This is a genomic window from Paenibacillus sp. p3-SID867 (assembly GCF_025142895.1).
Lineage (GTDB): Bacteria > Bacillota > Bacilli > Paenibacillales > Paenibacillaceae > Paenibacillus_AQ.
In genome coordinates, this window is record NZ_JAMBDM010000004.1 from 179,074 (window position 1) to 193,281 (window position 14,208).

The following is a 14,208-nucleotide window of genomic DNA, read 5'->3' on the forward strand; positions in this document are numbered from 1 at the left end:
GATAAATAATAATGATGTCATCATTTTTAGTGATGACTGAAGGAGAGAAAGGAGGGTTTAGATGGAACTTACCGATCTGAAGGTTTTTCTAAGGATTGCAGAGGAAGGGAATATCACCCGCGCTGCGGAGCAGCTTGGGTATGTGCAGTCCAATGTTACGGCCCGTGTCAAAAAGCTTGAGAATGAACTGGGAGTCCCCTTATTCAACCGACACTCCAATGGAGTGACCTTAACGGAAAAAGGGCGAACGTTCCGGGACTATGCGTGCACCATTCTTAATCTGTCTGAAGAAGCGTTGCGTGCTGTACAGGAAACGCCTTATCCAAGCGGTTCTTTAACCATTGGCGTCGTGGATACGGTGCATTGCGGACATTTCATTAAATCCTTGTCGGACTATCAAACCATGTACCCGGACGTCACGTTATCGCTCTTGACCGGCAGCTCTTCGGAGCTGATTACCCAAGTATTAAACTATCAGCTGGACGGGGCATTTGTGACGGGAAACATTCCGCCGAAGCTGGTTGCCGATTATATCGAAGAGGATGAGGTCAAACTGCTGACCAAGTCGAAGGAACAGCCCTTTCCCGATCTGGCGGTGACCAAATGGGCCGTTGCTCCGGCGGGATGCCCGTTTCGAAGCATCCTCGAAAGCTGGCTGTTAAGCGAAGGGATTCCGATGACGAATATGATCGAAGTCTCATCATTAGAGACCCAATTAGGCATCGTACAATCAGGTCTTGCCGCTACGCTGCTCCCCACCTCTGTCTTGAGTGGAGAATTTGCGAATATGGGCAGCTTCTCGATCCCGGAAGCCTTCCGGCATACCTCGACAAGCCTGATCCGGCGCAACGACCGGTTCAGGAACAAGGCATTTTCCGCTTTTGCCGAGCTGGTTAAAGTTAATTTCGATAAAAGCACGAGCTCTAAGTAATGGGTGTAACGTGATGTATCGTCATCATTGTCCTCCCAGAGTGGATATAAAGGTATCCACTCCTGACTGTTCCATCTGTTGCCGGATATAATGGGCGACGCCATCAAGTTCATTCGAGTCAATAATATGGTCAGCCAGCTGCCGTATCCTTTCATGCGCGTTTCGTACCGCGATCCGGGTGCCTCCGGCTTCAAACAGCCCCACATCATTGATGTGGTCGCCGAAAACTACCGTGTTCTCCAGATCAATCCCCATATGGGAAGACCATAATTGGAGTCCGTCACGTTTGTTTGCTTTGGCATGACTGAATTCCAGAAAAAAATGGTTATGGATGTAGTAATCCGGCATCATATGAGCATGAATCACATCACCGTATAATTCCATAACCCCGCACCGTATCGGCTCCAATTCCTCATAAAGTCCAATGTATGTAAGAGCCAGCGTCCGGTAATCCGGTGGGCAGTTCAGTCTCCGCACTTCCATAAATCGCGGATCCTGGGGCCGGCTCTGATAAAAAGCCTTCTCTCCCTCTCGCCGCAGCGACTCATGCAAAACACGCTCACGATGGTCCGCATCCAATGAAAAATAGTAAGGAGTAATACCAAACTTCCTTCCCACGTCGATAATCTCATTCGAGATGTCCCGTTCAAGCCAATAACCATCGATTACTGTTCGATTCACTCCGTCATATATCAAAGCGCCGTTATATAGAATCAGAGGGTACTTCCAGGGGATCTCCGAGACAACGCTTTGAGCACTAATATACCCGCGGGCAGTGGCATACGTGATAATCACGTCCTGCTCCAGCGCGTTTGTCATAACATTGGTAGTAAAAGGTGATAGTGTTTGATCCGAACGCAGCAGCGTGCCGTCCAGATCGGTAATATACGCTTTTTTCTTCATCAAGAAGCCATGCCTCCTTCGCCGTCCAGTATGTGACAAAACCCAGCCGTAGAGTAGCTCTATCTAAGACTGGGTCCTTATTATGAATTTGGCGTCTTCCATGATTATACAACGTCTAACATGGAGATGGTAAAGGTAAATTGCTTATTTCGCTTCAATCCACATTTATTTTAAATCCTTTGCCTGATCGGATCATGTCAACGCTGCCCCAAAACAACATCATCGCAATGACGGGATGGAATGCAGATAGAAAACCGATCCGGGATGAAAATACCGCTGTTAAGAACATCCCGATTACCATTCCGAATAAACCTATGCTCTTCCAGAGCACCTGCCTTGAAAGTCCTGCCATCCATGCCATGATTGCCATGATGAGAGGAATAAAAGCAAAATATCTTGCGAAGCTAACATGGGCAGCCCAACTTCCTGAATTTACAAACAGTGCAATTCCGGCGATTAGAACTTGAAGCGCAACGCTAACACTGAAAACCAAAGCGAGCACGAAAAACAAAACACGGGAAAATTGAGCCAAGTTTAACTCACGCATACCTCTCATCCTCCCAACTCATAGATCCCCATTCTTCCGGCTGCATATGAGAAATCACCTCTTTAATTGCAGCCAGCTCGGTTTGAGGAATGGCATAGACTCGAGGCACAGTAGGAATACGAAAGGCAGTATGGTCGTGAAAGAAACGTGTGATTAAGGTACCTATTGCTCTTCCATTATCATAGTGAATCACGCTCCAAAATCGCCTCTCCCTCTCTTCCCATGGTCCCCAAAGCTCCTCGGATTGTGGAAAGGCACCCGGCATTACGGGTTTGGGGGTTAAGCCCGCATCATAGACCTCTGCTTCCAATGGACGAAAAAGCTTGGAACAAAAGAGACCATAAGCGTAGTCTCCTTTATTTTGAAAAATGCCCTCAAGCTCGTTCAGATTCTGTTCCCATACATTCAGCCACTGATCATTCATATATCCCTGGCAGTAATGAGCCAAAGCCCTCATCATGGACTCGTTTAAACACGCTGTTAAGACCATTGCCAATCCCCCCTTTTCTTTTGCTTTAGTGAGCTATACTCGGTGATGATCCGCTCTCCATTTCTGGATGGCGAGCTTGATATCTTTGGATGACAGGTCCTCCTTCAGAGCCTTCTCACACAGCGTCAGAAACTCATCGTCCGATGCAAAACGAAGCGCAATGATTTGATTCATCGTTAAACTTGGATTAAGAAGCCTGCCTGTCATAACAAAATGTCTCAGATTCTCTTCTGCCCGAACTACCCGATCCTGCACCTTACATACGAACTGCCGGATGAGGAATAATGTCATGACCACCGAGAATGACATGAGTATGAAAAGTAATGACGTAAATAACGATATTCCACGCATACTCGACGCAAACAGATAAACGAATGCTGCGACGACCAAAACAAAGCTAAGCGGTACAAGGAAAAAATGAAACGCGGGCACGTGTCTTTCATGGTTGCTGTAAGATTGATTTTTCATTGGAATACCTCCTTTCTCATTTGTGAGTGAGTGCACACTCATTATTGAGCGTCATGTCTCCCACCTCATTCAAGCTGTGATGTCTTGACAATGAGTGAGTGCACACTCATAATAAAGTGGAACCATAACAAAGTCAACAGAGTGAGGGATTATTTTGGATTTAAAAAGTAAAATAGCCGATGCAGCGGAACTCGTCATTCGTACACATGGACTGGCCAAAGCAACAACCAAAGAAATCGCCAAAACCGCCGGGTGCTCAGAAGGCTCACTATATAATCATTTTAAGAGCAAAGACGATCTGTACCTTCACATTCTACGCGGACAATTAAAAAATGTTATGCAGGCGCTCATGTCCCTGAGGGAACTGATCGGCAAAGAAACCGTGCGAAGTAATCTGGAAAAAGTGGCTCGAGCGGGCGTATCGGATTACTATCAATCCATGCCTCTGATCAGCTCCATCTTCTCTGAACCAGGACTGTTAGCGCAGCACCGGGAAGGCTTCACAGCTCGGAATGAAGGACCCCACCGGGCAAATGAAGCAGTTGAGTCCTATTTGCGTGAAGAACAGAAACTTGGGAGATTATCGGAACATGTTAATCCGAGATCCGCTGCGGACATGCTGCTAGGAAGCTGCTTTCAATATGCATTTCAATTGAACTTTCTAGGCCGGCCCTTGTCCGATGAAGAACAGAATGTGTTTGTGCATCGGGTGTTGGATACTTTGTTTCTAGGCATTGGGAACGAATAATAGGAGGGCAGGCATGACTTGTCCTCTGGTAACCTTAGACACCGAGGATCAGGTACCCCAGTGTCATGTACAGAAAGAGAAATAGCAGCATCACGGAATGGCCTACAATGGCTGTGATATGGATTCGCGTGAGTTTGCCTCGATTTCTGCTGACGAGCGCTAACAGGATACCCACTGGCGACAACAGGAGAATCGCAACAAACTTCAATCCCTGAAAAGGATTTCCTGCCTCTGGCGGAAACATGAAGCTGTATAGTGTGAACAGAGTGACGCAGACAAACAGATTTAGTGACAAGTGGAACAAATACCACTTCATTCCGCTTCCTCTGCCAACCTGCCCGACAAAATACCGGCTCTGCGAATGACCTCAATCCGTTCCTCGCGGCCTTCAATCGCCCTTATCATTTCGATGGCCGTATCAAAATTCATCCTAACATATCAGGTTGTTTCATACCCCTCTGGTCTTTCTATGAATCGTCTCACGCCTACTACGGGAGTCCACCTCCGAGATTTATTTAGTGGTACGCGGCTGAAGATAACCTATAACATCTGGTATATGCTGAATCTCTGCAAATGGAAAAACACCCATGCTGTTCATTCTCGCGATGTCCCCGCGATAGGCGATAAATGGAATTCCGGCGCTCTCGGAGGCCTTGCCATCCACCCAGGCATCTCCGACAGACAACCATTCCTTCGGCGATGTATGAGGGAAATGCCTCAGTACCTCCAAATAGCCATCGGGTGCCGGCTTTAACAAGCCCATGGCCTCTCTGCCAATAATGAGATCAAAATAATCAGCAATCTTGTTCTCTTTCAGCGCGGCCATCGCTGCTTCCAACGCATTATTCGTCACAATGGCAAGAATCAGCTGCCCATGCAATCGCTGAACAAGCTCTCTTGCGCCCGCTTCAAGATTTGCACCGATCATCCCTCTCATCTCATGTTCCTTGGCAACATCCCACATCGCGTGGCAAAGATCTTCCGACAGCAGCCCTGTATTCATGGCTTCAGCAATGATGGTTGAGGTAGTGTGGGTGTCCATGGACAGACCCTGGGGCAAGATTCTGTGATGGCACAGAAAGGCGTAGATGTCCCTCTTCATTGCGCTAAAATCAATGCTGGAATGCAGCAGCGTATTATCCATATCAAAAACAATGCCTTTTATCGTAAACGCGATATCTAATCAACTCCAATCATGGAAACGCCTTGAATTGCCGCTCCGACAACAATCCAGATTTGGGTAACCCGTTCATCTCCTAATCATACACAACTTCCGTACCCGCGATAAAATCGTGCAGGGAACGCTTATCCTCGCGCATCGCTACCATAAAGATGCTCACGATAAGTCCAATTCCAAACGTCAGTGCATACACGATTCCCGCTACAAGGTTGCGGAGAAGCATCGTTCCAATGCCCGGCGGCTCAAGAAAATCGAATTTGCGAATGCGAATGCCGCATATGCGCTTGCCGATGGTATAACCATTCCAATACACGGGGACCAACAAAGCATACAAACTGTAAATCAAATTAGAAATCGGCTCATTCTCAAAATCTCCCGTGATAATCCCTGCAATGATCCATAACGGAAGGCTCACGATGATTCCATCCAAAAGATTGGCGCCTAACCGGATCCAAAAGCCGGCAACTTGGCTTTCGCCCATCAATATTCCTCCTTTAAAATCTAAATTACATTCTGTTATGGACTCCTATCTGCATTGTCCGGCTGGTCAAGCTCCTTCCAGTTATCCTTGATCTGGTTCAGGTCTTCCGCTAGCCATTTACGAATGATCGGGACACTGATGCATAAGATACCGAGAATCAAACTGATGATGCTGAATATCAACGGCCCTTTTCCAATTTCCGATAACAAATCCTCAAACGTCCAGGGGGTATTTATCCCCGCAATCGCGGCCGTTAAGTACCGGATGCCGTACAAAAAAGCCGAGATACAGATAAAAATAATACCCATCGTTTTATTGTTCATAGGGTGTGCAATCCTTCCTCTTATCGGTGGCTGTATCCGGGTGCGCAATGATTATACCCTTTGGTTAATTAGCTCACTTCTAGCTGCAATTAACCACGGATGCACCAATTTCATTTTGTCACGTTGATTCCATACATGGTCCAAATACACAAGCGCCGCTCCGTCTAAATCCAGTTCGCTCAGTTTATTGCGCATGTCCGCTTGATAGGTGTGATCGCCTTCAAGTTCCCAAGAGATCTTATCCGCAACAAATAAAACCTTATCCAATGGGCTTGCCCCAGCTTTTAACGTTGTATGGCATTCAATCGCGTTCAATATGTCAGGTGAGGTGCAGCCGAAGAAACGCTGAGCCATTTCCATGGAAAGCTTCTGATGAATGATCCTGATATATCGATGCTCCTCTTCCATAATGGGAAGCGACCATTCTTCTGCGGCATCCTTCATTTCGCTCACCGGAATCGCTTTGCTGATATCGTGCAGCAGCGCCGCCTGCCGAGCTGCATCAGGACTGACATTAAATAACGGTGCGATGGCTAACGCCTCTCGAACTACATTCATGATATGCTCGAACGTTTCCTGCTCCCCATGCTTGATGAGAAAAGCTTCCACATCATCCCTTAGGTTATGTGTAAACTCTATGCCAGAAGTCAGCTTACTAATCACGGAATTCTTCATTGTAGATCCCACCTTTCCACACAACATTTTCCAGCACCTCATATCATTGTAAGCTTCGGTTCCTGATCGAACAATAGTTTTTTTCCACAATTCCCCACATGGCTGTTATCCAGCTCAAGTAGAGAATGTAACGTTAACAGAACAAAATCAGCCACACATAAAAAACAGAATAACTTCCCTACATCGTAGTTAAGCCATTCTGCTGCCTGTTATAAACTATTATAGGTATGATTGAAATATGCAGCTACGGTTGTCTGCCCCTTGATTTCATGATGACCCCAAGCAAACCATAGCCCATGGTAACACCAACCGAGTTCAAAATAAAATCATCCACATCCAGGCTTCCTCGCCGCGAGATCAGTTGTATCATTTCGAGCACGAATAACCCTGTCAAAAAGTAGGCTAGCATCATACGAAATCGAATTTGAAATGCAAGCGGAATGAGTAATCCAAAGGGTACAAAAACAGCGATATTTCCAACGATATTGATCAATGAGCCCAAGCTGCGAATCGGAAAATAGCTTGTCATCGTGGTGAATGGAACCAGATTATAACTGATTTCCGGTTGAGTGGTCCTCCCGAATCCCCAAATCATCCAGTAAGTTAACAACATGGTGTATCCGATGAGGAGGATCAAGGCGATCATTTTGACATGCGATTTCATGAAAGTCTCCTGTTACGTTTAATTCACACATATTTGTCCAATACGTAATCCTCGATCATGTCAATATTTCGGCGTTCCTGCGCGTACTGTTTAATGTGCTTCTTAATGTTCGGATACAAAATAATGTCGTCCAGCTGCTCAAGCGGAATCCACTTCACGTCTGTTTGATTCGGATCTGGAACAGCCGGAAGTTTGGGGGACGATCCTTCATGTGGATAACATTCAAATACTACGTATAACGTATGGATGCCCGATATGTTATCTCTGGACTGTTTATGCGGAGCATTCTCGTACACAAATGCAACAGGCCCAGTCTGCGCTTCCAGCATGGTTTCCTCATACAATTCTCTCAAGGCTCCCTCTGCGATCGACTCTCCTGGCTCAGCCCCGCCCCCCGGCAAATTGTAATGCAATCCGTTCTCATCAACATACTCCACCAACAAAACATGCTCATTCTGAAAAACCAACGCTGTCGGTCTCACCCGAATATGATATGTCATCATAACCACCTCTCCACACAGCTAACGAATAGCTGCCGAACTTTCTTGATTTGTCTATCATACAATTAACGAGGCTAATATGGAAATATTATGTATAATTGCAGGTCAAAAAGGTTATCAGGTGAGGCGAGTCACATCGACCTCCCCGACAACCTCTGCCCTTCAGGGAATAACGCGCGTCTGTTCCGTTATCGTCCTGTTCGATCGTTCTCATCCACTCTCACGGATTCACCCGTTTCGCGGGAGACATTCGCCGCCTCCAGAAAACGAATGATCTCCAGCGTCTCAGGTAAAGGAACGTCTGAGACACCTGTCGTGAACATCTTCATGATCTGCTCCAGCAGACTCGCATAATAAGGTTTCGGATGCGCCATGATGTCCACAAAGCTGCTGGCCTCCGTGCGATGAATGGTCATCCCAAAGCGATCATTGCCTGCACGGTTGCCTCGAATCGTCCCGATCCTCCCGTCATTCCAAACCGCTGTTACTACCTCATGCAATTCAGTCGCGGCGACATGTACGCATACGCATCCGGGTCCGAGAACGCTGTAAAGCATCTCCGCCGCGTGGATTCCATACCAGAAAAATCCCGGCTGCGTCGGTTGAAGGGGAAGCGGTCCAGCGCAGTCCACGCCAATGATATCACCGACACCGACACGAGCCAATTCATCCTGAAGTCCTTGCGCATATCGAAGTGACGAGCTGCTCATAACAGTAACCTGAAACTGCTCCGCCAGTTCGGCAATTTCCCTCGCATCCTTGCTGCTCACCGCAAACGGCTTATCGATAAATACCATTTGGCAGTGAGGAGCAATCGCATGAAACAAGGACAGATGCGATCTTCCGTCGACCGCTTCGAGCATGACGGCATCAACCTGTTTGGCGACGTCTTCCGGAGAATCGAATATTTCAGTTCCCCATGCTGCGAGTTCCTTCGTATACCCCTCCACCCGGCTTATGCTAAGCTCGAAGTCCGGAGATCCTCCGGGAAATGCCGCCGTAACCCGTCCGCCGGGAACATGATAGGGATGCGTCTTGTCATGCAGCATTTTCGAGAAAATGGAGACATGCGATGTATCCAACCCAATCATACCGATTTTCAAAGTCATAGGTTCATTCTCCTTTACCTTCAGCATTTTAGATGATTACGCTGGCTTTTCCATTTCACTGCGTTACTAAGGATATCCAGCAGCGGACATAGGCTGTTCTTTCAAATCATCATACCATCCTGAACGAGTAAAGGACGTGACTTTAATTCGTCTTTTAACCTTAACTTGGATCCAATACGAAAAGACCGCCTCCATCTGATTACCCGACGTTGGCAGTCTTTCTAACGGACTTATAAATGCTTCGTGCAGTTGAATAAGGGGCAATTCCATATAGCTACGGCTGCATTCTCCATTTTATCACGATGAAGCGGTTGACCAGAGCCACAAGGGCAAAAACGATGGCAAACGTAATAAAACCCGAATAAATCTGGCATGCCACCGCGGTTGCAAATATTAGAAATTCGATAAGCAGTACCACGGCCAGCGGCAGCTTGATCCTTGCCTTCGGAGAGATGGTCATTCCCCAGACGACGGCTGCAAGCAGCGGAAGCCCAATACCGAGTCCGACCTGTGCCATGAGCCCGGAACCGTAGTGGAAGCCCCAGTAACCTATCGAAAATAACAGGATCAATTCCAGAATAAATCGAATAGCAAGATTCCATAATTTGAACATATTGGAGCACCTTTCGTTTCCTGTTGCACACCCATTTCCAATGCAGTAATCACAGCTCGATTTGCTCCAGATGATGGATCATATGATCCACATAGTCGTCAAACAACCACTCCAGGGTGACCTCCGTTTTATCGGGCAGCACGCATTTTTTCTGAAAATCTGATGAATCGGCTTTGTGCATGACACGCAGAATCATCCGGTTCAAATGCTGCCACAGTGACAACACTTCCGATTGATCATATTGATCCTGGTAATCGTTCACCCGGACCCAATCGTTCTGCGTGTACCCCGAAATGGCGATCGGATAATCGGATAGCAAGATTTTCACAAACCGGATATGGTTATTGACCGCCGAATCGCAAAGGTGACCCAGGATCTCCTTCTTGGACCATTTATCAGGCGCAAGCTTCAGATTGAACTCCACCTCATTAGTCGACGTTACAATCTCTGTCATTTCGGTAATCAATGATTCCAGCTTCATGATGGACTCCATACGCTATTCCTCCTTCAAACTCATGATTCTACTCGTCCAATCGGCATTTCCATGAAATCACTGTAATGCTTAGCCGCCTCCCGAAACTCCTCTGCTCGATCGCCCAACGGCGAGAACGGACATAACGTGATTTCGATGCCGCTGCGCTTAATCTCCCGCTTCCAGACACCGACCACTTCCCCTCCTGCCACCATCATCGGTTGAAAAACCCCGTTGCGATGGGGAGCGATCTTCGCATCGTGCTCTGTCTCTATGATCGCGCTGCGGTCCTTGTAACCCAAGTAATATTCATCAAAACCTGGAAGCAGAACCACCGAATCCGTATCAGCGGAGACGGCCGGCGCAGTAACAGAGCTCCAGTATTCCGTACCGTTGACAAAATCTAAACGAAGATTTGATTTGACCGCCTCAAAGCCTCGTTTAGCTTCCGTCAGCGTTAACCCGACCCACCACGCAAAATCCTGAATCGTTGCGGGTCCGTGACCGGTAAAATAACGAAGCGCCAGCTCCGCCAGCGATTCTTCGAGCGTCAGCTCCCTTGAATTCGGGACCCACTCATCAAGCAGCACGAAACTCTGCTGTTTGCCTTCATGCGGACCGAAACAGATCATGCCTGTCCGTCCCAAATATCCAAGAATATAATAACCGCGGCCGTTCTGGGTGCTGATCCCCGCTTCCTCCAGCAGTCCCATCAGTCTGAGACGGGATACGGGTGTGCAACCACTCAGCGCGTCGCCAATTATGGTTCGGCATCGATGGAGCGTACCTTCGTCAAGCTCAAGTTCGGCCTGCTTCTTCTTGTCATGCGTTTGAAAGCGCGATTCCGTCAGCTTTACCATCCACTTGGCGTCCTCGGACGGTACGAAGAATATCGTCCCACGCATCGGCCAGGTCAACACGATTTTGCGATCGTTCAGGGCCTGCTCCACATCGGATACCTTGGCGGACTGGATACGGAGACCGATTCCCCAGACCGCTTGGTGGTAATCCTGGGCTTGCACAGCGCCGAGACTTCTGACGGCTTCCTCCGGAGTTTCATGCTTCATGCCTGTTATCCTTTGGTTGAACAGCCTTTGATTCGCTATAATACGATTTGGCACAATGGTCACTCTCCTAGGTCATGAATATCCCGCGAGCTTTCAGAGCGTTCATGATAAGTCCGGAATGGACATCCAGGCCCGATCATTCTGCCAGCTCACCTCGACCGGCGTCTCAAAAAACGAAGTCAAATTGTCGCTGGTCAGCATATCCTTGGAACGCCCCTTCCCGAATACGGTGCCCCGGCGGATGAGTAATGAGTGCGAGAAGATCGGCAGTATTTCTTCGATATGATGCGTAACGAACAGCAGGGTCGGCGCATCGGGCTTTGAAGCCAGTGCCGTAATGCTGGACAGCAGCGCTTCCCTCGACAGAAAATCGAGTCCGTTACAGGCCTCGTCCAGTATCAACAGCCTCGGCGAAGCCATAAGGGCCCGGGCGATCAGCAGCTTCTGCTTCTCCCCTTGCGAACAGGTTTCATATGTACGACCCAGCAGATGAATACAATTGAAATCCTTCATAAGCTGCTCGGCCTGCTCCCGGTCTGCTTCATCCACCTTCTGATACAGGCCAATCGAAGCGTGTTTGCCGCTGATCACGACATCCAATGTAGACTCACTCGGTCGGATTCTTTCCTGCAGCGAGGAGCTGACCCAGCCTATCGATTTACGCAATTCTCTTAAATCCACCCTGCCAAAACGATGCCCGAGCACCGAAACCGTACCGCTGGTTGGCCAGATGTATCCGTTAATCATATTCAAAATGGTTGTCTTTCCGGAGCCGTTCAGCCCAAGAACCGCCCAATGCTCTCCTTGCTGTACGGTCCAATCCACGCCTGTAAGAACGGTCTTCTGCTCCCGTTGCCAGGTTACGTTATTCAGTTCAATCGTCGTATTCATCACTGCTCCCTCTCCTTCTTCAATCTGCTGCGTCACTTCGTTTCTCTTTTCAAGGATTATACCAGCAATTACATATTCCTCAATAGCGAGATGAAATCCAGCCGTGTGAGCAGTCTACGACTTGGAATCATGTTATGTATCCGGGCCGGACATTTCATATATTAACGAGGATTCTGGTCTATGAATTATATATTGACAAGTAATTATTTTTGTGTTATGATATAATATTTTGCTATTTACATGTTTTTGCTGATTTGATAATCTACTTCTGCTCAGTCTTCTCTGGAAGTTGAAATCGGGAGAATAAATCCCCATATAGTGGAGGTATGTAACCATGTTAATCGATCAAGGCATTCATATGCTGAACATATCAGCGGCCATGATGGGACGAATCGAAACGATCCATCCGACATTCCTATGGGATCATCAGAATCAGGTGCTTATCGATACCGGCTATCCCGGCCAGTTCCCGCTCATTCAGGAGCAGTTATCGCACATCGGGATTTCCGTTCAGGATGTAAGCAAAATTATTATAACACACCAGGATTTGGATCATATCGGCAGTTTGCCGGCCATGATCCAGCACAGCAACCACGCCCCTGAAGTATTCGCCAGCGAAATAGAAAAGCCTTATATCGAAGGCGATACAAGGCTTGCCAAACTATCGCCCGAGGCCATCACACAAGCGCTGGCTTCGATGCCGGATAACGTGCCGCCGGAGTGGAGGAACGCGTTTAAACACACGCTGGAGAACCCTCCAACAGCACCAGTGAACCGCATGTTGCGCGACGGCGAGGAGCTGCCGTTTGGCGGCGGTATCATCGTGATCCATACGCCTGGCCACACCCCCGGCCATACCAGCTTATATCATATACCGAGCAAAACCCTGATTGCAGCGGATGCGCTGAACGTCAGAGAGGGACAACTGATCGGGCCGGATCCGGCAACCACTTATGACTTGGCGTTAGCCCGGGTCTCCTTGCAGAAGCTCACTCACTATGACATCCGTAACGTGATCTGTTACCACGGCGGATTATTTACGGACAATCCCAATCAGCGCATTCATGAATTGGCTTATGCTTAAGCGTTGTCGGTCTCGTTTCGATCAAGAAGACATCACTTCTTTCATCTGTTCGTCAGTCCAGCTAATCTCAAGGTACCACGTATACGTACCGTCGGCCGGCACTTCGGTCGCTGCCTGACGATGCATAGCATACGAGAGATCATCGAGCAGTCCCGTCGCGGGTTCCAGCGCAAGATGATACTGTCCCTGATAACCGCCGTAGTTCGCCCATATCGCTAGATAAGGCACCTGCTCTTTAGGAAACATCATGCGGAGTCCTTCTCCCGCAACCGGATCGTAAATGGAGGCCGTCCCCTCCGGCAGCTCGCCAGCAAAATAAAACTTCTCCGCCGATGCTTCATGCCTGCTGGCCGTTCGATTCAAGCGAATATGGGGGTTTTCCTCCCATGGCTGCGGCCATGTCCGAATATCGCCGAGTTCTCCCAATCGGCCGTTCGCCGAGTACGATATGATGATCTCCTTCAGCTCGTTGGGAACGATAATCTCTGCGCCTTCATCAATTTGAAATAACGGATGCGCGGCCCACAGGAATGAGAACGGGAACGGACTCGGATTATGAACGGCATAATCGATCCGCAGGGTATCTTCACGGGGGAAGGAGTAGGTTTTGCGCAGCTGATAAGGAATTCGGATTCCCTGCACGCTGCAGTGAAGCTGTTCTTCCTCGCTGTGCGCCTTCCATGGAATGGACCAGACCTCGCCATGATCCGGAAGCTCCGTTCCTTCCCATGGATACGCGGGATACCGGCAGACATTGATTGTAGGAAACATTTCGTCCCAGCCGCTGCCGTCCCGCTTTCCGAAGGAGCTTGCATACTCGTTCGTTTCCAGACCTCCAACAGGCTGCACCAGCCACTCCCGGCCTGTTCTGCGATTGCGAAGTGAGATGACCCTGCTTCCGAGTTTAGGCACCACGGCCATCTCCATCACCTCCGTGCGCCCTGTCCAAACCTCATATCCATCCAGCATTCCTTTGCTCCAGATCATCATCGTCATCCTCCTCCGTCATATCAACGCATCACCCGGAATGCACAAATGCTCAAGGACCGTTCATAACGACCC

General features: G+C 48.4%; 20 protein-coding genes. 3 read left to right on the forward strand and 17 right to left on the reverse strand.

Annotation, left to right across the window (positions count from 1 at the left end):
* The first annotated feature begins 61 nt into the window (after positions 1–61).
* Entirely contained in the window at positions 62–931 is an 870-nt protein-coding gene (locus M4D81_RS09805; protein WP_260065948.1) for a LysR family transcriptional regulator, read from the forward strand.
* A 24-nt stretch (positions 932–955) separates the two neighbouring features.
* Here the strand turns inward: M4D81_RS09805 and M4D81_RS09810 are convergent, their stop codons facing one another.
* From M4D81_RS09810 to M4D81_RS09825, 4 genes are all read right to left on the reverse strand, one after another.
* Positions 956–1,834 (reverse strand): HAD-IIB family hydrolase, encoded by an 879-nt coding sequence (locus tag M4D81_RS09810; RefSeq protein ID WP_260066387.1) that lies wholly within the window; start codon positions 1,832–1,834, stop codon positions 956–958.
* A 154-nt stretch (positions 1,835–1,988) separates the two neighbouring features.
* Positions 1,989–2,381: a DUF6220 domain-containing protein gene (locus tag M4D81_RS09815; RefSeq protein WP_260065950.1), complete on the reverse strand. Its 393-nt coding sequence runs from the start codon at positions 2,379–2,381 to the stop codon at positions 1,989–1,991.
* Positions 2,374–2,871 carry a DUF6022 family protein gene (locus M4D81_RS09820; protein ID WP_311200635.1) on the reverse strand — a complete coding sequence of 166 codons (498 nt, stop codon included), beginning with the start codon at positions 2,869–2,871 and terminating at the stop codon, positions 2,374–2,376. The genes M4D81_RS09815 and M4D81_RS09820 overlap by 8 nt, the downstream gene beginning before the upstream one ends.
* A gap of 33 nt (positions 2,872–2,904) precedes the next feature.
* A complete protein-coding gene (locus M4D81_RS09825) occupies positions 2,905–3,339 on the reverse strand; it encodes a DUF6526 family protein (protein ID WP_194543707.1) in 435 nt (144 codons plus the stop codon).
* Between the two features lie 154 nt (positions 3,340–3,493).
* On the opposite strand from M4D81_RS09825, the gene M4D81_RS09830 reads away from it, so the two are divergent.
* Entirely contained in the window at positions 3,494–4,087 is a 594-nt protein-coding gene (locus M4D81_RS09830) for a TetR/AcrR family transcriptional regulator (protein ID WP_260065952.1), read from the forward strand.
* A gap of 34 nt (positions 4,088–4,121) precedes the next feature.
* On the opposite strand, the gene M4D81_RS09835 is transcribed toward M4D81_RS09830, so the two are convergent.
* The 12 genes from M4D81_RS09835 to M4D81_RS09890 all read right to left on the reverse strand — a co-directional run bounded on the left by M4D81_RS09835 (position 4,122) and on the right by M4D81_RS09890 (position 12,062).
* Positions 4,122–4,403, reverse strand: coding sequence for a hypothetical protein (locus M4D81_RS09835; RefSeq protein ID WP_260065953.1), 282 nt, complete (start codon positions 4,401–4,403; stop codon positions 4,122–4,124).
* A 195-nt stretch (positions 4,404–4,598) separates the two neighbouring features.
* Positions 4,599–5,264: an HAD family hydrolase gene (locus M4D81_RS09840; protein WP_311200644.1), complete on the reverse strand. Its 666-nt coding sequence runs from the start codon at positions 5,262–5,264 to the stop codon at positions 4,599–4,601.
* A gap of 79 nt (positions 5,265–5,343) precedes the next feature.
* A complete protein-coding gene (locus tag M4D81_RS09845; RefSeq protein ID WP_260065955.1) occupies positions 5,344–5,748 on the reverse strand; it encodes an RDD family protein in 405 nt (134 codons plus the stop codon).
* A gap of 35 nt (positions 5,749–5,783) precedes the next feature.
* Positions 5,784–6,071 (reverse strand): hypothetical protein, encoded by a 288-nt coding sequence (locus tag M4D81_RS09850; protein WP_071219905.1) that lies wholly within the window; start codon positions 6,069–6,071, stop codon positions 5,784–5,786.
* A gap of 51 nt (positions 6,072–6,122) precedes the next feature.
* Entirely contained in the window at positions 6,123–6,746 is a 624-nt protein-coding gene (yqeK, locus tag M4D81_RS09855; RefSeq protein WP_260065958.1) for a bis(5'-nucleosyl)-tetraphosphatase (symmetrical) YqeK, read from the reverse strand.
* Between the two features lie 244 nt (positions 6,747–6,990).
* On the reverse strand, positions 6,991–7,410 hold the full coding sequence (locus M4D81_RS09860; RefSeq protein ID WP_260065960.1) for a VanZ family protein: 420 nt from the start codon (positions 7,408–7,410) through the stop codon (positions 6,991–6,993).
* Between the two features lie 23 nt (positions 7,411–7,433).
* The gene (locus M4D81_RS09865; RefSeq protein WP_260066390.1) at positions 7,434–7,910 is read right to left on the reverse strand and encodes an NUDIX domain-containing protein; all 477 of its coding nucleotides are present in this window, start codon (positions 7,908–7,910) and stop codon (positions 7,434–7,436) included.
* Between the two features lie 188 nt (positions 7,911–8,098).
* Entirely contained in the window at positions 8,099–9,019 is a 921-nt protein-coding gene (locus tag M4D81_RS09870; RefSeq protein ID WP_260065962.1) for a Gfo/Idh/MocA family protein, read from the reverse strand.
* Positions 9,020–9,293: 274 nt separating this feature from the next.
* The gene (locus M4D81_RS09875; protein WP_260065964.1) at positions 9,294–9,632 is read right to left on the reverse strand and encodes a YrdB family protein; all 339 of its coding nucleotides are present in this window, start codon (positions 9,630–9,632) and stop codon (positions 9,294–9,296) included.
* A 49-nt stretch (positions 9,633–9,681) separates the two neighbouring features.
* Positions 9,682–10,125 carry a DinB family protein gene (locus tag M4D81_RS09880; RefSeq protein WP_260065966.1) on the reverse strand — a complete coding sequence of 148 codons (444 nt, stop codon included), beginning with the start codon at positions 10,123–10,125 and terminating at the stop codon, positions 9,682–9,684.
* Positions 10,126–10,145: 20 nt separating this feature from the next.
* Positions 10,146–11,225, reverse strand: coding sequence for a winged helix DNA-binding domain-containing protein (locus M4D81_RS09885; RefSeq protein WP_260065967.1), 1,080 nt, complete (start codon positions 11,223–11,225; stop codon positions 10,146–10,148).
* A 48-nt stretch (positions 11,226–11,273) separates the two neighbouring features.
* Positions 11,274–12,062, reverse strand: a complete 789-nt coding sequence (locus M4D81_RS09890; RefSeq protein WP_260065968.1) for an ABC transporter ATP-binding protein — start codon at positions 12,060–12,062, stop codon at positions 11,274–11,276.
* 334 nt (positions 12,063–12,396) lie between these two features.
* Here M4D81_RS09890 and M4D81_RS09895 point away from each other — a divergent pair, with 334 nt between their 5' ends.
* Entirely contained in the window at positions 12,397–13,146 is a 750-nt protein-coding gene (locus tag M4D81_RS09895) for an MBL fold metallo-hydrolase (protein ID WP_260065970.1), read from the forward strand.
* A gap of 21 nt (positions 13,147–13,167) precedes the next feature.
* Here M4D81_RS09895 and M4D81_RS09900 read toward each other — a convergent pair whose 3' ends face one another.
* A complete protein-coding gene (locus M4D81_RS09900) occupies positions 13,168–14,133 on the reverse strand; it encodes an aldose epimerase family protein (RefSeq protein ID WP_260066391.1) in 966 nt (321 codons plus the stop codon).
* Between the last annotated feature and the right edge of the window lie 75 nt (positions 14,134–14,208).